The 20759-nt window shown below is 60.8% G+C and carries 12 protein-coding genes; 8 read left to right on the top strand and 4 right to left on the bottom strand.

Annotated elements, in window-relative coordinates; genetic code table 11:
• Window positions 1-583: 583 nt before the first annotated feature.
• A complete protein-coding gene (locus OYT13_RS02760) occupies window positions 584-5119 on the top strand; it encodes an AAA domain-containing protein (protein WP_268567209.1) in 4536 nt (1511 codons plus the stop codon).
• Between the two features lie 576 nt (window positions 5120-5695).
• Window positions 5696-9211 carry a hypothetical protein gene (locus tag OYT13_RS02765; RefSeq protein WP_268567210.1) on the top strand — a complete coding sequence of 1172 codons (3516 nt, stop codon included), beginning with the start codon at window positions 5696-5698 and terminating at the stop codon, window positions 9209-9211.
• Window positions 9212-9258: 47 nt separating this feature from the next.
• On the opposite strand, the gene OYT13_RS02770 is transcribed toward OYT13_RS02765, so the two are convergent.
• Window positions 9259-9768, bottom strand: a complete 510-nt coding sequence (locus OYT13_RS02770) for a hypothetical protein (protein WP_268567211.1) — start codon at window positions 9766-9768, stop codon at window positions 9259-9261.
• A gap of 836 nt (window positions 9769-10604) precedes the next feature.
• On the opposite strand from OYT13_RS02770, the gene OYT13_RS02775 reads away from it, so the two are divergent.
• Window positions 10605-11465: a sulfurtransferase gene (locus OYT13_RS02775; protein ID WP_026131711.1), complete on the top strand. Its 861-nt coding sequence runs from the start codon at window positions 10605-10607 to the stop codon at window positions 11463-11465.
• A 47-nt stretch (window positions 11466-11512) separates the two neighbouring features.
• On the opposite strand, the gene OYT13_RS02780 is transcribed toward OYT13_RS02775, so the two are convergent.
• On the bottom strand, window positions 11513-12412 hold the full coding sequence (locus tag OYT13_RS02780; RefSeq protein ID WP_017232615.1) for a LysR substrate-binding domain-containing protein: 900 nt from the start codon (window positions 12410-12412) through the stop codon (window positions 11513-11515).
• 111 nt (window positions 12413-12523) lie between these two features.
• On the opposite strand from OYT13_RS02780, the gene OYT13_RS02785 reads away from it, so the two are divergent.
• From OYT13_RS02785 to OYT13_RS02805, 5 genes are all read left to right on the top strand, one after another.
• Window positions 12524-13423 (top strand): HpcH/HpaI aldolase/citrate lyase family protein, encoded by a 900-nt coding sequence (locus tag OYT13_RS02785; RefSeq protein ID WP_268567212.1) that lies wholly within the window; start codon window positions 12524-12526, stop codon window positions 13421-13423.
• A gap of 68 nt (window positions 13424-13491) precedes the next feature.
• A complete protein-coding gene (locus tag OYT13_RS02790; RefSeq protein ID WP_268567213.1) occupies window positions 13492-14685 on the top strand; it encodes a CaiB/BaiF CoA transferase family protein in 1194 nt (397 codons plus the stop codon).
• A gap of 68 nt (window positions 14686-14753) precedes the next feature.
• Window positions 14754-15587: an amidohydrolase family protein gene (locus OYT13_RS02795; RefSeq protein ID WP_017232612.1), complete on the top strand. Its 834-nt coding sequence runs from the start codon at window positions 14754-14756 to the stop codon at window positions 15585-15587.
• A 103-nt stretch (window positions 15588-15690) separates the two neighbouring features.
• Complete coding sequence (locus OYT13_RS02800; protein WP_150562300.1) at window positions 15691-17055, top strand: short-chain fatty acid transporter; 1365 nt, start codon at window positions 15691-15693, stop codon at window positions 17053-17055.
• Window positions 17056-17086: 31 nt separating this feature from the next.
• Window positions 17087-18442, top strand: a complete 1356-nt coding sequence (locus OYT13_RS02805) for a 2-hydroxycarboxylate transporter family protein (protein ID WP_017232610.1) — start codon at window positions 17087-17089, stop codon at window positions 18440-18442.
• 108 nt (window positions 18443-18550) lie between these two features.
• On the opposite strand, the gene OYT13_RS02810 is transcribed toward OYT13_RS02805, so the two are convergent.
• Together OYT13_RS02810 and OYT13_RS02815 are read right to left on the bottom strand one after the other, a co-directional pair.
• On the bottom strand, window positions 18551-19639 hold the full coding sequence (locus OYT13_RS02810; RefSeq protein WP_261939801.1) for a porin: 1089 nt from the start codon (window positions 19637-19639) through the stop codon (window positions 18551-18553).
• 305 nt (window positions 19640-19944) lie between these two features.
• The gene (locus OYT13_RS02815) at window positions 19945-20667 is read right to left on the bottom strand and encodes a GntR family transcriptional regulator (protein ID WP_039829971.1); all 723 of its coding nucleotides are present in this window, start codon (window positions 20665-20667) and stop codon (window positions 19945-19947) included.
• Window positions 20668-20759 lie beyond the last annotated feature (92 nt).

Raw genomic sequence — 20759 nt, forward strand, 5'->3', positions numbered from 1 at the left:
CGCGCGTCTGCGGGACAAGTCAAAAGACCTCTCGCTGGGCTCAAAGACAGATTCCCCTCGTTGCTGACGTGGACGCGGTCGGTCATCGCTGGACTTCGCCGCGTTTCGCGATAACGGACATTCACTAGCTCGCTGGGCGTCCATCTATTTGACCGCTCGAACTTGAAAGCCAAGGGAGCGGATGACCAAGCCAACGCCTCCTGCCTCCACATTTCCTTCTTTCAGAGCTGCTTGTTTCGGGAATCCGTTTCGCCATCGTCGTTGGTCTACCACTCCGGCCCTGATTCTCAGACTAATCGGGCACGGGAAACCTGCACTTCAGACGGCAATCGTTGTTGCCGTTAATCAGGCAGTTGTGTAACGTATTCTGCGTTACAAAATTGCCGGGAAAGATATGCCCGCTGGTAAAACTGAAACCATCAATGTACGCGTTCGGCCGGACCTAAAACGCCTGCTCCAAGAAGCGGCTGAATACGAAAACCGCAGTCAGACGAACCTGCTCGAGACGCTTATCTTCGACCACTGTCGAAAGCTCGGGCTAATCGTGCTGCCGCGGATGACACGTACCGAATCCGAGGGATAAATGAGTGCTTCTGGCTTGCTTACCAAGCTGCTTGACTACGTCATCGAGCAATCTAAAGATATCGACCCTCGGGGATTCAGGCTTTCTGGCGCCGACGGGTTCCTTCGCACGAGTGGCGACCTGCGAGGGCTGCCCGGTGTAGACCTCGACATCAAGGTCGAAGGCGACCATATCTGGCTCCGCGTTGCGCGACTTGAGGCCCAGAATCCGCCAGCAGTTCCACCCGAACAGAAAGAACTGTTTGTCGTCGACTCCAACCCGACTGGAAAACTTCCGCGTATCAATGAAGCGGCGCTGGAGCGGCGCATTGCTGTCTTGACGGAAGGTGAGCCTGAGCTGGCGTCGCAGCGGCTTGCAGACAGCGAGAAAGAGGCTGTTCAGGCGGAGCTGGAGCGTTACACCAGACTCTGGCAGACATGGGCCGAGGCAGAAAAGCCGCGGTGGCAGGCAATCCGACTTTACGGTGAGCTGTTCTCTCTCAAGCAGCAGCTGGAGCTTGAAGACACGGCCAAGCCGCAGGAGTTCGTGTGCGGCATTGGTGTCGCGTCCTGGAAGATGAGCTTTGAGGAACGCACGAAGAAGGTCGACTTCGACTACCAGTATCCGGTGCTCACGCAATCGCTCGAACTGGCCATCGACGACCGTACCCTCGCCATTGAGGTCCGTCCACGCGCGGTCAGCCCACGCATCGAATTTGACGCGTTTTCCGCTTGTCAGTTGCAAAGCGCAGCAGCAGTCGAACGTGCGGCCAAGGAAGAGCTCGAGCGGTCGGCGGAGCGCCCGCCCAATCCGTTCGACCCGGGTACCTACGAGCATGCCCTGAGAAGCATTGCAGGGAATATCGACCGCAACGGCAAATACATTGAAGGACAGGTGGGGCTACCTCCTGCTGGTCCGTCGCTGCTCATTACAGACCTGTGGGTGCTCCACTCGAGGCCCCGGTCGAACAACTTCCTGCACGAGGACATCGAGCGGCTCAAGGCGCGCCTGAAAGACGGAGCCGAGATTCCGGAAGGCCCGCTCGCGCTGGTTACACCGCCCGCCGATGAGAAGGTCAGCTATGAGGCCGTCTCATTCCGCGGCCTCGCGGGGGCGCCATCCAGTGGTTCGGGCAAGACGCGAGAACTTTATTTTCCGCTGCCTTACAACCACGAGCAGGTCACCATCGTCGAGCAACTCGAGCGCTCCGACGGCGTGGCGGTGCAGGGCCCGCCCGGGACCGGGAAGACACACACCATCGCCAATATCATCTGCCACTACTTGGCGAACGGAAAGAAGATTCTGGTGACGTCGAAGGGCGAGAAAGCCCTCGAACTGCTGCAGGAGAAGATTCCCGAGGAAGTGCGACCGCTGACCGTGGCATTGCTTTCGGGTGACCGGCAGGGCATGCAGCAGTTTCAGGCGAGTATTGAGGCCATCATTCACCATGTTAGCCAGATGAACCCGGATGTGGTCGCTTCCCAGATTCAGGCAGACCTCTCCGCCATCGACCGCGCGCATACTACCATGCAGCGCATCGACCGCCGCATCGACGAAATCGCGATGACGCAACTATCCGATGTGGAGGTGGATGGCGTCGTGATGCGTGCCCAGAAGATGGCGGACTTCGTTATCGAAGGCGGGAAGACGTTCTCCTGGTTCGACGATTCGCTCTCGCTTGCTCCCGAGAATGCGCCGCCGCTGGTTGCCGAGGAGGTAAGTGCATTGCGCGAGGCGCGGCGCAACCTCGGCACCGACATTGGATATGTTTCGTCGCATCTCCCGGCGAGTGCCGCGCTCCTGACCGTGGATGATGTCCGCCGGCTGCATACGGTCATGGTGAATATCGCGAGCCTCAAGGAGGCAGAGGCGAAGGGCACGCTCATTCCGTTGAGGGCCACAACTGACGATGTGTACGAGCATGCGCGCGACATGCTCGCCAAGGTCGACGCGGCCGTCACGCTCGCCATCGAGATTGAAGAAACCGAAGAGACATGGCCGTTTGACCTAAGGCGCAAATGCCGCCGTGCCGACCACGCGACTGAACGCATGGCCCTGGAAGCGCTTTTTGGGGAATCCGACCAGCTGATGGAGGCGCGCTCGGTGTTCATGCAGCGCCCGGTCAAAATCGACGAGGCCGCGCTTGGCTCACCGAAGGTAAAAGAGGCGCTTGAGCGCGCGGCAAAGACTGGCAAGCCCTTCGGCATGTTCGCGATGGGCGCGGGCGATGCCAAGGAAATGGTGACAGCAATTCGTATTGCCGAAATCGGGCCGAAGAACGAAGCTGACTGGCAGCATGTGCTCTCGTACGTGAACCTGCACGAGAAAGTTGCATCTTTCTGTGCGCGCTGGAACGAGTTCGCCGATGTCCTGGTCGTCCCGAGACTCACACCGAGCGTCACGCAGTTGCGTCATATTGAGCGGGTCACCATCGCCGCGCGTAAGGCACATGCTTTCGCGACGAACCACGACGTCCATCTAACCGCGGTCGCCGACAAGGTGTTTGCAGTGCCGCCAGTGGATGACCTTCGAGGTGGTTCGGAGCAGCTTTCGCGCGTTCGGGACTATCTGCGCCAGCACCTGAGCCGTGTTGAGCTGGCGCAGGCGATGACGAACCTGAGCATCCTGCGCGAGAAGCTCGCGGGCACCCGCGGGCCGGTGGCGGAGCAGCTGCGCGATTTTGCGGAGAACCGTCTGGGTGAGCCAGCGTTGCCGGCAGAGAAAGCGGCGGCCGACTACGCCGAGCTGGTTGCGGAACTGCGACGCATCGAAGGGCTTTTCAACGAACTCGAAGCGGTCCGCACGCTCAGTAAAAAGATTGAGACTGCTGGCGCTGTGCGCCTCGCCGCGCGACTGCGCAGCGTCCCGGTGCCCGCCGCTGGTGAAGACGTTACGTGGCCCGCAAGCTGGCGCGACGCGTGGAACTGGGCGCGTGTGCGCGATTACCTGGAAAGCATCGAAGCGCGACAGGAACTGCTTGAACTCGCGGCCCAGCGCCGGGATGTCGAGTCGGGGCTCTCCCGCCTTTACTCGAGCATGGTGTCGAAGTCGGCATGGCTATCGACCAAGATGAACGCGACGCCGAAGGTGCTATCGGCGCTCGAGACCTACCGTACTGCAATTCGCCGTATCGGCGCCGGCACCGGCCCCAATGCAGTCCGGCACCGCCGCGACGCGCAGAAGGCGATGCACGACGCACAAGACGCCGTGCCGTGCTGGGTGATGAGCCACGCCAAGGTGTCGGAAACGCTCCCGGCCAACCTTGGCGCCTTCGACCTCGTCATCGTCGACGAGGCGTCCCAGTCTGACCTGTGGGCGTTGCCGGCAATCCTGCGCGGCAAGAAGATTCTGGTGGTTGGCGACGACCGGCAGGTGTCGCCGGATGGCGGCTTCATCTCGGCCGTGCGTATCCAGGAGCTGAAGGACCGTTTCCTTGCTGACCAGCCCCATGCGCCCGTACTTACGCCGGAGAAGTCGCTCTACGATATCGCGTCGACTGTGTTCGCCGCGCAGAAGGTCATGCTGCGCGAGCACTTCCGATGCGTCCCGCCCATCATCGCGTACAGCAACAAGCACTTCTACAAGGACTTCATCCAGCCACTGCGCATTCCCAAAATGTCACAGAGGATTGACCCACCGCTGGTCGACATCTACGTGCCGCACGGCGTGCGCGACAAGAGGGACATCAACCGCGCGGAGGCCGAGGCGATTGTGGCCGAAATTCAGGCCATCCTCGCCAACCCGCAGTTCGAGCATCGCACGCTGGGCGTGGTCACGCTGCTCGGGCCAGAGCAAGGCAAGTTCATCGACGCGCTCGTGCGCGAGCGCTGTGACGCGGCTGAACTGCACCGGCGTAAGTTCGCCTGCGGCGATGCCCGGACATTCCAGGGTGCTGAGCGCCACATCATCTTCCTGTCGCTTGTCATCGACTCGTCCGGCACGCGAGCGCTTTCGGACCAGTCGTCAGAGCAGCGGTTCAACGTCGCTGCGAGTCGCGCGCAGGACCGCATGTATCTCGTGCGCTCAGTGAAGCTCTCGGAACTGTCTGCATCAGGGAAAGACCTGCGCGCAGGCCTGTTACAGCATTTCTCGATGCCAATCGACCAGCAGGGCAATGGCGAGGAGGAAAAAAACCTCATCGACCTATGCGAGTCGGGCTTTGAGCGGCAGGTGTACACGGAGCTGGTGAACCGGGGCTACCGTGTCATTCCACAGGTGAAGGCGGGAGCCTTTCGCATCGACATGGTGGTTGAGGGCGCGAACGACGCGCGACTTGCCATCGAACTAGATGGCGATGAGTTTCATGGCCCCGACCGATGGCAAGCGGATATGAATCGGCAGCGGGTGCTTGAGCGCGCCGGTTGGGTCTTCTGGCGCTGCTTTGCTTCGACCTGGTCGATGCGCAGGGAGGAAGTGCTCAACGACCTGCTGGCCCGCATGTATGCGCTTGGCATTGAGCCCTTGGGAGCTATTGAGCGAGTGCCGGCGCTAGTCGAGTATCGGGAATGGAATGGTGAGCACGATGACATGGTCGACGAAGAACCGCTACCTGCATAGTCCTTGGCCAGAATCCGACCTGTTGATGTCTGAGATAACGTAGCACGGAAAGCGGCGAAGTCTCCGCTGAAGTTCCTATTCTGAGCCAGCACGGCCAGCAATAGTCACAACAAATCAGACGGAGCAACCGATGAAAGAGCGTTGTGAGAGATGCGGCTGCACTCCCCACTCGCCTCGGCACCGCTGTTCACTTTGCGGAAAACTTGTATGTAAAACAAATTGCTGGTCGGCGTCAGCGAAAACCTGTAATCACCGCGCCCCTGAGAACATGGCGAAGCAAGTCGCATCGCTCGATGTGTCCCGGCCGACGCCAACCGAACACAAGACATTTGATGGCAAGCCTATCTATATGTGCAGTGCGTGCAAAGGTTTGGTCGGCCGGAGTGCATCGCGATGTTCTTCCTGCGGGAAACCTGTCCGTTGGGTATAGCTTTGATGATTTCTCTCGCGACCGAAGTTACTCCACCGCAAAGTCTTCGATGACCGACCGCTTCGACCACTGAGGCAGTTCGGTGAGGCGGCAGTAACGTCATCGAAGAAGGGCAAGCGCGAGTCGTCGAAATAGAAGGAGCGGGGATGAGTGAAACATTCACGAGAGCAACCGCAGCAATGCGTGCTGTCCGAATGGGTGTTAAGACGAGACTGGCTGAGTCGCGTCGTCGAGTAATCGACGTCGCTTCTTTGTTCCTTTCAATTTTCCGCAATCTCAGAAGTGTGCCGTGGTCCATTCGACATGTCGTCCGTCGGGATATTGCGGATTGGAAATCGTTCAATCAGCATCAGAGAGATGTTGCATTGTCACCGTGGGCTCGACTATTGATGCACGCTGGCGAGCACCCAGTGTGGCTCTGCCTATCGTTTCCTGCCGTGTTTTCTCTGGCTTTGTTAGTGACCCATGTGCTGCCGACTTATTGGCTTCCTGCCGGCTGGGAAAAATGGGGCTACTCGGAGCAATTGAGCTATTTCTCGACCCTATGGTCGGTACAAGCCACCATTGCTGCGCTCGCGTACCCAATTGTCATAGCGTTCGTGGCGGTGTTTCTGCAACGCAGACCCGCTGCAGATAGCGTTATGCATCTCTACATGCTGAGCTCTGGTGCGCTTGCCGCGGGGCTTTCGTCGCTCATTTTGGTCGTTGCCATGGGTGTTCAATACGTCGCAATGCCCTACTTCGGAGCGTCCGTACTGCTTCAGTGGGGAGCGCTGGACTCGGTATGGTTTGTGATAAACGCCGTCCTCACCGCGCACTTCTTATACAGGACGGTGGAGTTTCTGAGGCCAGATGTACAGCTCGACATTGTTAGAAGGTATGTGGCAAGCGTTGCCCTGCCTCGCGACATTAATAGACTTTATTTGTTTCAGGTCTTCGCGCAGTCGCACTCCAAAGGGTGGATTCCCGTGCCGGACTACTTGGGTGATGAGAATTCGGACGGACCGAAGGTGCTCCTGACACGATACGGGTTCGGTCGGGGGGAGTCACAGGGGACATTGAAATTTAATACGCCGTCGAGGCTTGTCAATGTCCGACTTTGGCCGCTTGTGTTGGTTCTTGCAACATGGGCGCATTCGGCTTCCGGATTGTCGCGTCCTGCGAACGCACGTCGGCATCGTCGAACTGAGTGGCCACTTTTGTCAGTGCCCATCACACCGGGAACTGTGTACCACGAGTCCGTGCCTCTAGCTCTGATTGAAGCAGGGCCCGGCCTCTCTCCGCTGCAACGTTGGTTGTTGCGCCGTACGTTTGTTTTTGCCGGGGTAAAACGAGAGAGATATCAAGTCAGGGTCAAGTCAGTCATTGACGAGTTCGAATTGGACGCACGCACGGCCGCAGGGAAATCCGATGCCAAGGACTTCGAGCGCGCTTATAACGCTCTGGTCGGGCTACACGAGCTTCTGCTAAGCGCATCCTTGGTAATGACAGAGGACGGTTCAGTCGGGAGCTGGGCGCTGATGCCGGACTTCGAGGTGTTCTTTGAAAGCCCGATGCACGTGGCTTGGAACGATGCGTATCGCTCGATTTTCCTGGCAGCAATCGAGTCGATGACAATCGACAGCAACCCGATTCGTCGTCTTTGCCATCTCGCTCAGCACCTTGGTGGCAAGGAACTGCGAGACTCGCCAGTCGAAATCCGGGAAGGCATTCTCGACCTACCGATGCTATTGATGTACCAGCTCGGCAACTGGTGGGGGCGACGCATCGAGGAGCAAGGTGTGCGGGAGCACGGCCCTCACCAAAGTGCAACTCTTACCCCGCCATTGTTTCGCCTCTACGAAGACGTAGTGGCGACATTTATCGGTGGTTGGGAGAATGCAAGAACGTATATTGCCGAAATTCCAGAAACTTCCGATGCCTTCGAATGGCGAGCGGCGGCCTCAATAGCACGCGTGCAAGCAGCTCATGTTCAGGGTACAGCGAAGATGCTGATTGCTGCTGTAGCGCGTGGCGACAAAATCGCCGCTGAATGGCTCGCGGACGCACTGAGCAAGTGGTGGGGAAATCTACTTTACGAGCATCAGGCGATTTCTCTCCATGACAAGACAGCGTTCGTTACCGTAGACGACCTGAAGGACGACTGGCACCACCTCGAAACCTCACTTGGACTCGCCGAGCAGAATGGTCAGCTCATCGGAGAAAGTCGTGCTGACCTGCAGCGTGGGGTCCTGCTCGCTTCTCTGCTTAATTTTTGGGCAGACATTCGACTTGTGAGCATCGAGCTGCTGCTGGCTTTCGCGTGTCAACAAAATAGCAGCAGTCTTGACGGTTCCTTGGCCTTAGAGATTGCCGTCGGAATGCTAACGGGAAAGCAGTGGCGTCGCGGGGGAACGGCGTCCGAGTCGTTGCGCGATATGGACGCGGTCAACTACTTAACTGCAAAGGTTCGGCAGTTTGCCTCGGGCGGTCGATACCGGGGCGGGTACGTTGGCCGTCTCAGCTTGTTCGTAGAGAGAATCAAGGACATGCAGCAGCCGGGCATGGTGAGTTCGCGCGTCTACTCCTCGGTCGGTGTAGACGACATCGAGTCGTTGCAGGAACAACAACTGATTTTGATGGCGGTGCTTTCTGCGGCAAAGTGGGCAGCGAGTGCGTCATTGCGCCGTCAATTGGATCTGTGGATGGTTAAGCAGTACGCGAGCGTCGGCATCCTTCGTAATCGCCTGAAGGCATGGCTCGATAGGCTGAACGAGCCAGCCCAACTGCCGGCGCCCGTAATAGCATCGTTACTGAAGCGAACTGGAAAAGCATACGACCCGGCCGTCGCAACTGCAAACCTCAAGACTAGTCTTGAAGCGCTGCAGGAGACGATGGAATCGATGAGGGCAGAGGTACTTCAAAACGAACCGGTAGACCCGCAAAGGTTGGCTGAGATTTCGAGATTCGCGTCCCGCACCGCGTTCAGCGCAATTTCGGGGGCCTTCCCCCTGCCGCTTTTTGCGACCATTGGCTACACCGTCGAAGCATTGCAGGACCTCACGCTCAATATGCTCCAAGTCAGAAAGGGGGAACTGACGCGCATCGAAATGGACCAACGGGCGATTAACGAAGCAGACTTTTGGGACGACACGATGCGAAGCCGTGTAGGGGCCCTTGTGCTGTCAGACAGTTTGCGCGATTGCAACATGCGGGTCCACGTAGTGCACGACGCTGATTCCTACTGGTCGGTGCTGCGGTCAGAAGTCGAACGGTTGATAGCGTGCGGCTTGCATCCTATCCTTCTTCTCGAGAACCCCACCAAACCTGAGTGGGTTTGGCAATGGCAGCACGCCGATTTCGGATTGGGATACCAGAAGCCTGGTGACCTCCGCGTCTGGCATGCAAACGGCAAGGGCCACGCGTACGTCTGTAACTTCAACGAAGTCGAGGTCTATGGCGCCATGCTACCTCCGGGAGCATCGATACTTTTGGCGCGAGAGGCTTTCCACAGAGTCGATTTTCAGAAATTTGCCGACGACACGTATGTTGAGACGACATGCAGTCCGCGTAGTGACAACAATGCGCTTGTGGACCTACACCTCAAACTTTCGAGGCGAGTTCAGGTGAGACATGGCGAGGCAGTTCGACTCGTCTATGCTGCTGACGAGAACGTCCAGTGATTTCGGGGAGAGGACAAGTATGCGGAGGAGCAATCGACTGATGGAAACTATAGCGCGGCTGCAATTTCATTTGGCTCGCAGATGGCGATGATGCGCTGGACCAGTTCGTCGACTGAATTACACCGGTAGGGCGCGAAGCGGTCCGCGCTGCTTTCCGACTTGTTGGGCCGGATGACCCACTTGGTTGCACTATTGCGAGCGAGTTCCGGCAAAATCGACATCGGAACGAGCCAAGTCACGACAAACCCTGTCAACTCTTCGTTGCAGAGCCCCGCGACCAGATACGCACGACGCGTCTCGTTGAACGTCGTCTTCCGGACTTCAAAGTGGGCTTGATTTCCTCGCTCTTTGGTACCGGGCTTGTACAGGGTGACGGTCCTACACTTCAGCTGGATGGCGACTGATTGGCCGGTCGCCTTGTCCCAGAACAAGCAATCAATGCCGTCGTCATCGGCCAGAGGCTGAAACGGTGCAAGCCGACCGTTGCTCCCCTTCATGATGGCATTGACCAGCAGGTTCTCGCCAATGGCGCCGATTTGCGTGGAGGATAGAGGCATGGTGCCCACGGCGGAAATTGAACCCGTCGATTATCTCGGTAATGGGTGCAGCTGCCAACAATGCATCGATTGCCTGCGAGTACATTGCCGGACTGACCCGGTGAAAGCTTGCGTCACGCTCATTGGCTCGTAGACAGCTCACTGGGAACCTTGGAAGCCCTTTGAGCCTATGACCATGCATGGGTTTCGAGCGTAGGTTCTGACGAGCGTTGCCGCGCATAAGGAGCTGTGGATAACTCGCGCCGCGCTCCCCCCCGCCCCCCCTGAAAAGCGGTTGAGAGATATTGCCTGACCGAAAAGCGGAGAACCAAAAGCGAGAGCCCGGCTACGCCGGGCTGACCAAAACGTTACTAAAAACCTGCTGCTCGCCTGAAACTAGATACATTTTCCATTGCAACTTGGCGATGAAAGCCTTACGGGAGAAGCACTTCAAGAGCTAATTACATTTAAAAGTTCCCAGAACCCTTTTAAAACCCGCACTTGAGCAAGTCTGGAAAGTGTAAGTCGCTGGCCCGCAACCTCCCTTGGTGCGGGCCATTTGTTTTTGTGTGTTGCGCACTTTCGCGCTGCAGTCATGACTCTGCGGAATCGGCTAAATCGGATAGCCAAAGCACGTGCCACAGGCGCGGTTTTCATCTTCGGCGCCGGGGCGGGTGGTACGACCGCCCCGTTTGGGATTCCCTCTCGCGTTTTCCTTTGATAAGCATCAAAGTGGTTCGTCCGTCGTCGTCTAGATTTATTTCGACAAGTGGGCGCCGAGCTTGCCACGATGCACTGCATCGGGATGTGGTCCTCTTTTCGGGCCACCGTCAGGTCAAGCTGGATGGGGGATTGCCATGCACGAGAGAGTTCTTGTTTCACCCGATGAATTGACACAGTTGATTCAGTCGGGGCCGGTAGTGCTCATCGACACACGAGACGCGGCAAGTTTTGCCGAAGCGCATCTGCCAGGCGCGGTGAATATCCATGAGATATTTACCTATCTGGCTACCTCAACGCCAGAAGGTCTTGCCGTCTTGCGCGAAACATTCACCGAGGCATTCGCGAAGGCTGGATTGTCTGGGAAGGAGACGGCTGTCATCTACGAACAGTCGATGACGACTGGATTTGGCCAATCCTGTCGTGGCTATGTACTGCTTCGCTATCTTGGCTATCCCCGCGACAAAATCAAGGTACTTCACGGCGGCTACAGTGCATGGCGTGCCGCCGGGCTGCCAAGCACAACGGAAGCTCCTTCGCCGACTCCCGTCGCGTTTCCCCCAGATACGGGCGGAAGCAGCATCCTCGTCGACCTGGCGGGGATGAAGGACGCCGTTGCAGACCCGCGTATCGTGAAGCTCGATGTGCGCGACGTCGATGAATGGATTGCCGAAAGCTCGTCACCTTATGGCAAGGACTTTTGCCCCCGAAAGGGCCGCATTCCCGGCTCGGTGTGGCTAGAGTGGTATCGAATGATGAAACCGACCCCCGCTGGGCAGATGTTCAAATCGCCCGCCGAAATTCTCGCCGAGTGTGCGACCGTGGGAATTCGTCGCGATACGCCTGTTGTTGTGTTTTGCTTCAAAGGGGCGCGCGCCTCCAACACATTTGTAGCACTGGAGGAGGCCGGCATCAGGGACGTGCGCCTTTACCTCGGCTCGTGGAATGAATGGTCCAGGGATCCTTCGCTGCCCATTGATGAGGGCTTGCCGTACTAGATCCATGCCCTACGCGCCGCAGCGTCATCGGCCGGTGCGAGCGCAATTTACACGTCGGCACCCCCCGCCCCGCGCAAGCTGCGCATCGTCATCTGCGCTGTCTCGAGCAAACCCTGAATCAAGCGCGATTTCGGTGACGCGCGACGCCACAGCAGGCCGAAACGGCGCGGCGCGACAGGGCCGGGGGGCGTCAGCTTGACGATGTCGAGCGATGCCAGCAGCGGCGATTCGATGTCCGGCACCAGTGCCACCCCCAACCCCCGGTCGACCATCATCGCGATCGTCAGGATCGAATTGAGCTCGAAAAGCTCGCGCGGCACGATCCGTCGCGAGCGCAAATATTCCTCGGCATTCCGTCCGCCACCTAACGTGCGGTCGTAGCGAATGAATGGCTCGGTGCGCAGCAGGTCGTCGGGATCGCGCCCTGCCAGCGCTCTCGGCGCGAGCACCACAATCGGCTCCTCGCGCAATAGCCGCCACTCGAAGGTCTTGGGCAGATCGAACGGGGGCAGCAGACAGACGGCCACATCGATATCCCCGGCCTTGAGCGTTTCGAACAGTTCCGGCGTCTGGCCGCCTCGGATCAGCAGCTTGGCCTGGGGAAAGCGTTTCGAGAAGTGCGCGAGCACGTCCGGCATGACGGTCAGTAAGGCCGTCGTGATCGTGCCGATACGCAACTCGCCGACAGGCTCGCCCTGCAACGCGAAATCCTTCAGTTCGCCGTAATCGCGTACCAGATTGCGCGCCCGCTCGATCACCCGATGGCCGGCCTCGGTAGGAATGACCGTGCGCCCGGCCCGCGTAAACACCGCCGTGCCCAATTCGCGCTCGATGGCCTGCATTTGCTGCGCCACCGCCGCCGGCGTCACGCCCACCCGCCGCGCCGCCTCCGCCATCGACCCGCCATCGACGACATGCAGCAGCGTCTTGAAGAACTCGATATCCATATCGAAAGAATTTCTACTGTTTGAAGATAGATATGAATAGTTTATCTAAAAAAGTCGGGCGACTAGACTCCAGATCAAGCGTTTTATCAAAACGAAAAATCAGGAGACATCGTGCGCAGCAAGTTGTTCGTTCCGGCATCCCGCCCGGCGCTTTTTGCCAAGGCGTTGGCCGGTCAGGCCGATGCCCTCTCGTTCGATCTGGAAGATGCCGTGGCGCCCGAGCGCAAGGGCGACGCACGCGACGCGCTGCGCGCGCTGCTGCGCGACGAGGCGACCCTGCAATGCGGCAAGGTGCTGATCGTGCGCGTCAACGCGCTCGACACGCCGCACTTCGCGCATGACGTTCGCGCCGTGGCCCAGCCTGGCCTTGACCTGATCAACCTGCCCAAACCAGAAACGAAGGCCGACGTGCTCGCCGCCGTCGCCGCGCTGGAAGCCGCCGAGCGTGAGAACGGCGTGACCACGCCGATCCGCCTGCTGCTCAATATCGAATCGCCGGCCGCCGTGCTCAACGCTGCTGAACTGGCGTGCGCGCATCCACGCGTCGCCGGCTTGCAACTCGGCCTTGGCGACCTGTTCGAGCCGCTGGGCATCGCCCGTCGTGAGCCGCGCGCCATCGAGCAGGCGATGTACGCTGTTCGGATGGCCGCCGGTGTCGCTGGCGTCTACGCCTACGACTCGGCCTTTGGGAATATCAAGGATGAAGTGGGCTTTCGTGCCGAGGCTGAGCTGGCCCGCGCGATGGGCTTCCTTGGCAAGACCTGCATCCATCCGAGCCAGATCGCGATCTGCAACGACGTGTTCCGCCCGTCGGACGACGACATCGCCCACGCCGTGCGCGTCGTGATCGCCACGCGCGTGGCCAATCGCGACGGCGTCGGTGCATACGTGGTCGACGGCAAGATGATCGATCCGCCGTTCGCCGCGCGGGCGCAAGCCGTTGTCGACGACGCTCGCCGCATGGCGCTGCTGAGCGCCGACCAGTTGAGTGCGCTCGACGCGCCGGTCTGAGCTTCCGCCACTGACCGCGCACCAACCGGGCACCTCGCCGCTCGACCGAATTTTGTGAGACCTGCACGATGAACGATTCCACCGCCAACCCGGCCGGCCCGCTGTCGGGCATCCGCGTGCTCGATCTGAGCGCGTATATCGCCGGTCCGTACGGCTGCGCGCTGCTTGCCGATCAGGGGGCCGAGGTCATCAAGATCGAACCGCCCACCGGCGACAATCTGCGCAAGTACCCGTCGACGCTCGAAGCCGAAAGCCGTGCGTTCCTTGGCGTGAATCGCGGCAAGCGCGGCATCGCGCTCGATCTCAAGCAACCGGCGGCGCTGGCCGTGCTCAAGCGTCTGGTCGAGCGTGCCGACGTGCTGGTGCACAACTTCCGGCCGAGCGTGCCCGCGCGCCTTGGCATCGCCTACGACCAACTGCGCGACATCAATCCCCGCCTGATCTACTGCAACGTCACCGGTTACGGCGAGACTGGCCCGGACAAGGACAAGGCAGGCTACGACCAGGTTCTGCAAACCATGTCGGGCATGTGCGCGATGCAGGGCAAGGCCGGCGGCCCGCCCGAGATTCTGTACGGGTCCGTAGTCGATTACTTTGCCGCGTCGTTGGTCGCCAATGGCGTGTCGTCGGCGTTATTCGCTCGCGAGCGCAGCGGCCAAGGGCAATACGTCGGCGTATCGTTGTTGCGCAGCGCGCTGACCATGCAATCGGCTCGCTTAATATGGGCGGACGGCGAGCCGCGCGAGATCGGCCGCGACATGCGCTCCGGCGGCATTACGGGCATCCACCCGACGCGCGATGGCTATCTCTACATTTCCGCCAACACGCCGCATTTCTGGCGCGCGCTGTGCGAGAAGATCGGCCTGCCCGAGCTGGCCGCCGACGAGCGCTACGACACCGTGCGCAAACGTGCCGAGCACCGCGACGAGATCGTGCAACGACTGCGCGGCGCGCTTGCGCAGCACTCGGCACTCGAATGGGAAGCGCTGTTCGGCGAGGAAGTGCCGTGCGCCGCCGCGCGCAACGTCGAAGACATGTTCGACAACCCGCAAGTGCTCGCCGAAGACATGATCGCCACGTTCGAGAATCCGAACGTCGGGCAATATCGCGGCTTCAAGCAACCGATCCGCTTCGGCGATACGCCGGGCCCGGTACCGATGGCCGCGCCCGCCTTCGGCCAGCATTCGGACGAAGTGCTGCTCGGCGAAGGCTGGAGCGCGGAGGAAATCGCGGCGCTGCGCAGTACCCACGCGCTGCTCTGAGCACGCGGCGGGACGACACTGCGCGGCCAGGTACGAAAAAAGCACAATCGCCAGACGGAGACACGACGATGGCACTCACCGACGCTTCACCGCAACGCGAACGCGGCAGCGATGCTGCGGCGACGCCGGCCAATGCGTGCGACGCGCACATGCACATCTTCACGCACGTCGATATCGAACGTTACGCGGCCGTGCAGGCACAGCTCGGCACCACGCGCACCGTCGTCGTCACGCCCCGCCCGCATGGCGTCGACAACGCGGTGACGCTCGACGCCATCGCGCAGCTCGGCCGCGAGCGCACGCGCGGCGTCGGTGTGATCCGTCCCGACATTTCCGACGCCGAACTCCGCCGGCTTCACGACGGTGGCATCCGTGGCATCCGTTTCACGCTCTACACGCCGGCCAACGCCGTCGTCGGCTTCGAGATGGTCGAGCCCCTCGCGCAACGCATTCACGCCTACGGCTGGCACGTGCAACTGCACTGGACGGCCGACCAGATCGTCGAACACCGCGCAATGCTCGGCCGTCTGCCGTGCCCGATGGTGTTCGACCATATGGCGCGCCTGCCGCAGCCGGCCGGTTTGGCGCATCCCGCGCGCGAGGTGGTCGAGCAACTGGCTGCCGCCACGGGGCGCGTCTGGGTCAAGCTCTCGGGCCCGTATCTCGATTCACGCGACGGCCTCGATGCGCGTTATGCCGATGTCGCCCCGGTCGCACGCCACTGGGCCAGGACGTTGCCCGACCGCGTCGTGTGGGGGGGCGATTGGCCGCACGTCACTGAAACGCACACGCCCGACGATGTCGACCTGCTACGACTGCTGACCGAATGGGTGCCCGACGAAGCGGCACGCAAGCGCATCCTCGTCGACAACCCGGCGCAGCTTTACGGCTTCACCCGCTAACGGCAGAAGCCGTTCCCAGAACCCAGCAACAACAGAACAAGACATGCAGCGATGACGAGCATGCCCAGCCCGCGCGACACCATTCGCGCAAACGGAGACAAAGATGAAAACGAGCGTCACCCACGCACCGGCGAAGAAAGTCGGTTTCACCGAGGCAACCATCCAGCTGTTTGAACGGATCATTCCCGATCCGTTTGTCCTGGCCATCCTGATTACGGCCGTGGTCGGCGCGCTCGCGCTGATCTTCGGCCCGCACGCGAGTGTGGACCGTCTCGTCACCGGCTGGTACAAGGGCTTCTTCGGCATTCTGACGTTCGCTTTCCAGATCACACTGGTGCTGGTGACCGGTCATGCGTTCGCACACGCGCCGCCCGTGCAGCGCGTGTTCAAGGGACTGATCTCGATCGCGCGCACGCCCGTGCAGGCCGCTGCACTGACGTTCCTGCTGGTGGCGATCGCATCGTTCTTCAACTGGGGCCTGGGACTGGTCGTGAGCGCGCTGCTCGCCCGCGAAGTCGCCAAGCGCATGAAGGTCGACTTCGCGTGGATCGTCGCCGCCGGCTTCTCCGGTTGGGTGGTGTGGGCCAGCGGCATTTCCAGCTCGATTGCCCTCGCGCAATCGACCGCCGGCAGTGCCATGAACGTGGTGCAGAAGGTCACCGGCACGGTGCTGCCGTTCGGCGACACCGTCTTTACCCGCTTCAACCTTGTGCCGACCGTTGCGATGATGATCGTGATGCCGTTCGTGCTCGCCTGGCTCAAACCCAGCGACGAGAACGCGGTCGTGCTCGACACGACGCTGCATCCGGACCCGCCCGTGCGCCAGAAGCCGCAAGGCCCGTTGAGCTTCGCAAAGTGGCTCGAACACTCGTGGATCGGCAGCGCCTTCATCGGCGTGCTCGGCGTGGCGCTGCTCGTCTACACGCGCTATGAACACGTGGCGTTCTCGGGCGTCAATGCGGTGATCTTCGTGATGTTCATCGCCGGCATCGTGCTGCACGGCTACCCGCTGGCCTACGCCGACGCGGTCAAGAACGCCGCCAAGCAGACCGGCTCGATGATGCTGCAGTATCCGCTGTACGGCGGCATCATGGGCATGATGGACGCGACCGGCCTGCCGGATGTGATCTCGCATTTCTTCATCGCGATCTCGAACGCGCACACGCTGCCGTTCTGGAGCTACATCTGCTCGTTGATCGTGACGTTCTTCATCCCGAGCGGGGGTGGTCACTGGGCCGTGCAAGGCCCGTTCGTGGTGCCGGCCGCCGTGGCGCTGCATGCCTCGGTGCCGGCCACGACCATGGCGGTCGCGATGGGCGAGCAGGTCTCCAACATGATGCAACCGTTCTGGGCCGCCCCCGTCGTGGCGATGGCCGGCATCGGCGTGCAACGCGTGCTCGGATTTACGGTCGTGACCTTCCTCGTCGGCCTCGTGATTTACGGCGCCGCCATGCTGTTCCTGGTGTAAACCACATAACAATATGAACGGAGACTCCCCCATGGAAACCACCGCAGCGGGTCAAGGCCAGGCGAGTGCAGCACAGCCCAAATCGCTCAAGCAGCGCTGGTGGGCCGTCTTCGACACGTCCATCGGCGCGCTGCCGTTGCCGGTCTATATCGTGCTGGTCGCGGTACTCGCGGCGATGGCGCACGCCGGAAAGCTGGCGGCCGATCTGCCCACGGGCATCGCGTTGGTCGCCGTCGGCGGTTATACGTGCGCTGAACTGGCCAAGCGGATTCCGTTCGCCAAGCATATCGGCGGCACCTCGATCTTCGCGGCCTTCGTGCCGTCGATGCTGGTGTTCTACGGGTGGATGCCAACACCGGTAACGTCGGCCGTCAAGCTGTTCACCAAGCAATCGAACTTCCTGTATCTCTTCATCGCGGCGATCATCGTCGGCAGCGTGCTGTCGATGGATCGTCAGGCGCTTATCAAGGGCTTCGTACGCATCTTCATCCCGGTGGCCATCGGCTCGATCGCCGCCGGCGTGGTGGGCGTTGCGGTCGGCACGGCGTTGGGCTTGCCGGCGCGTCAGGCGCTATTCTTCATCGTGATGCCAATCATGGCAGGCGGCGTCGGCGAAGGCGCGCTGCCGTTGTCGGCCGGGTATGCGCAGATTCTCGGCGTCGAGCAAGGGCCGATCTTCGCGCAATTGCTCTCGGCCGTGATGCTCGGCAATATTGTCGCGATCTGCTCGGCGGGGTTCCTGAGCTATCTAGGCAGCCGCAGGCCGGCCTGGACCGGTAACGGCCGGCTGACGGTGGGTAATGAGGATCTCGTCGGTGAAGCGCAACCGCCGTTGCGGGCGTCGACCAAGCCTGACGTCGACGTCAGTTCGGTGGCGGCTGCCGGCGGCACCGCGATTGCGCTGTATCTGGTCGGTGTGCTGACAAATAAGCTGTTCGGCTGGCCCGCACCCGTGATCATGTTGGTGCTGGTGATCGCCGCGCAGTTGTTTCAGATTGTCTCGCCGCAGGTCAACGGTGGCGCGAGGTTCATGTACCGTTTCTTCTCGACGGCGGTGACCTATCCGCTGATGTTCGCGATCAGCGTGGCGATGACGCCGTGGGGCGAGATCGTCGGCGCCTTCCACTGGATCAATATCGTGACGGCCGTCGCGACAGTGTTGACGCTGACCGTGACCGGCTTCTTTGTCGGCCGCCTGGTCGGTATGTACCCGATCGAAGCGGCCATCGTGAACGCGACGCACAGCGGCCTGGGCGGCACGGGCGACGTCGCGATCCTGACCGCAGCCGACCGGATGTCGCTGATGCCGTTCGCGCAAATCGCCACGCGCATCGGGGGCGCTGTCACGGTCATCGTCGGTCTGGCGGCGTTGGCGCAATTCCACTGATTGCGGCGGCGCCGTTGACACATGTCGCGTGACGTCTCAAGCGAACCTGACGCGGTACCGAGCCTCTTCGGATACCGCGTCAGATCCCGTGTCACGTCGTTGCGGGCATCAGAAGCGATGCACGATACCGGCGATGAAGCTCACGATATTGTTGCCGGCGGTCACGGGAATGCCGGCGCCGCCCGCATTGCTGATCGTGAAGGCCGCGTTGGCGTTGTTCTTTACGTAGCTGGCCCCCGCGTACAACCCGGTGCGCTTCGAGAGGAAGTAGTCGTAGCGCACGCCATACGACAGCGCATTGCCCGACGAATTGCCGCGCAGGCGGTATTGACCGAAGCTCAGCAACAGCGTGCCTCTCGCCAGGTTCGGCACCAGCGCATTGACTTCATAGAAGTCGTTGTCCGGGTTCGCGTAGGTCGCGTTGCTCGCCGTCGTTACGCTATCGGTGTTGCGGTGGATCTGATACAGGAACGCCGGCTTGACGAAGCCGAAGTCGTACGACGCGCCAAACAGGTAGTAGCGTCCGGTACCCGTCGGCGACGCCGTGGTGACAGCCGACGTCGTGCTGAAGCGCTGCTGCAGGTAATCCGCATCGGCCGAGAATTGCCCCGCCTTGAAGTTGAATCCCACCGACGCCGTATCGCCCAGCGTACGCGGCTGTCCCGTCGCGCCATTGGCGCCGCGCGCATACAACGCGCGTACGGTCAGGCCCGCGAAGGCCGGTGACACGTAGCGAATCGAATTGGCGGTGCGGGCCACCGGCACGAAGACGAAGTTGTTCGTCGCATTGCCCCAGCCGAGTGTGTTGAGGTCGCCCTGCGAATACGTCACATAGGTCGTGAACAGCGGCGTGTAGTTGTTGCCGACCTGCACCTGCCCCCACTGATTACTGCGCAATCCGACCCACGCCTCGCGATTGAACAGCGCACCATTGCCGGCAATCGTGCCGTTGTTCACGTTGAATCCGTCTTCAAGCTTGAACACCGCAGCCAGGCCGCCCCCCAGGTCTTCGGTGCCAATCATCCCCCATCGCGACGGCGCCACCGAACTCGATTCCACCCGCGACACGCTGGTGCCGCCTGTGTGCGCATATTGCACGCCCGTGTCGATGATGCCGTACAGCGTCACGGATTGCGCATGCGCGCCCACGCTCGCGCTCAGCGAAAGCGCCGCAGCGGCGCCAAAACGTCGAATCATTGCCATGTCTCCATTCCTCTGTCGTCATAGACCATTCATTTGCACAAAAATGGCTGATGGCAATTTTTGTATATATTTTTAAGCAAATCAAATTTTAATGTCGAAACTCGGGTAAACCGGGAGACTTCGTGATGTGTGTCTGCAACACGTAGCACGACGACAGGCCGAGATGAGAGGGAGACGCAGCGCAATACCCCCACGCCTGCGCAGGCGCGGCAGGCACCAGCGCAGCGGAACGTGAAGGCGAGGGAAGGGAGGGGGCAGCGTTGCCAGCCCAAGCGATCGGGCCGGCCGAACGAGACGGCTTATTCCACCGGGAAGAGATTGGCGTCGGCGAGGATGATGTCGGCCGTGGTTTCGTAGTGCTTGCGCATGAGTTGGATCGCACGCGGCGCATCGCGCTCGATGACGGCGTCGAGCATCGCTTTGTGCTCTTCGCGCTCGTGGCGGTTCGGGTAGATACGCTTCACCGACAACTGGCGATAGCGGTACAACTGATCCGAGAGTTGCTCGCAGAAGTTGAGCAGCCAGCGTGACTGGCAGCCGCTGATGAGTGTGCGATGGAACGCCCGATGCAGCCGCTCCCACTCGGGATTTTCGAGGTATTGAGTTTCGCTGAGCGAGCGCGGCACCTTGGAGAGGCGGTGGTAAGCCAGCACCAGCGCCTCTTCCCACTCCGGCTGGTCGGCCGCAAACGCCTCGCGCAGGGCGACTTCTTCGAGCCAGACGCGCGTCCTGGTGATCTCGCGAAGGTCGGCGGCGCTGATGCCGGTGACGGCAAATCCCCGCTGATCCCGCCGCTCCACCAGGCCATCGGAGGTCAACCGGTTGAGCGCTTCGCGCACCGGCGTCTGGCCCGCCTGGTATTGATCGCAGAGGAATTCGATCTGCAATTTGCGACCCGGCTCGAGCTTGCCGGCCAGAAGATCGGCCCGCATCCGGTCGTACAGATTGGTCGCCAGCGTGACGTTCGACCCGGCCTGGCTAGCGGTCTGGCTGGCAGAGGACAGCGCGGATATACGGGACAAAACGTTACCTCGATCAGATGGGAGCGGGAAGTTACGTGCAAGTATATCTGAAACGGGTCAGCCCAATGCCAACGTCGGAAACCTAGGTGTTT

The organism is Pandoraea sp. XJJ-1, from assembly GCF_026802345.1.
GTDB lineage: Bacteria > Pseudomonadota > Gammaproteobacteria > Burkholderiales > Burkholderiaceae > Pandoraea > Pandoraea cepalis.

Bases quoted from the DNA above. Each gene is read 5' to 3' on its own strand.
- OYT13_RS02780 (WP_017232615.1), bottom strand. From the start codon at position 12,412: ATGGATATCGAGTTCTTCAAGACGCTGCTGCATGTCGTCGATGGCGGG.
- OYT13_RS02795 (WP_017232612.1), top strand. From the start codon at position 14,754: ATGGCACTCACCGACGCTTCACCGCAACGCGAACGCGGCAGCGATGCT.
- OYT13_RS02770 (WP_268567211.1), bottom strand. From the start codon at position 9,768: ATGCCTCTATCCTCCACGCAAATCGGCGCCATTGGCGAGAACCTGCTG.
- OYT13_RS02760 (WP_268567209.1), top strand. From the start codon at position 584: ATGAGTGCTTCTGGCTTGCTTACCAAGCTGCTTGACTACGTCATCGAG.
- OYT13_RS02790 (WP_268567213.1), top strand. From the start codon at position 13,492: ATGAACGATTCCACCGCCAACCCGGCCGGCCCGCTGTCGGGCATCCGC.
- OYT13_RS02775 (WP_026131711.1), top strand. From the start codon at position 10,605: ATGCACGAGAGAGTTCTTGTTTCACCCGATGAATTGACACAGTTGATT.
- OYT13_RS02800 (WP_150562300.1), top strand. From the start codon at position 15,691: ATGAAAACGAGCGTCACCCACGCACCGGCGAAGAAAGTCGGTTTCACC.
- OYT13_RS02810 (WP_261939801.1), bottom strand. From the start codon at position 19,639: ATGATTCGACGTTTTGGCGCCGCTGCGGCGCTTTCGCTGAGCGCGAGC.
- OYT13_RS02805 (WP_017232610.1), top strand. From the start codon at position 17,087: ATGGAAACCACCGCAGCGGGTCAAGGCCAGGCGAGTGCAGCACAGCCC.
- OYT13_RS02765 (WP_268567210.1), top strand. From the start codon at position 5,696: ATGAGTGAAACATTCACGAGAGCAACCGCAGCAATGCGTGCTGTCCGA.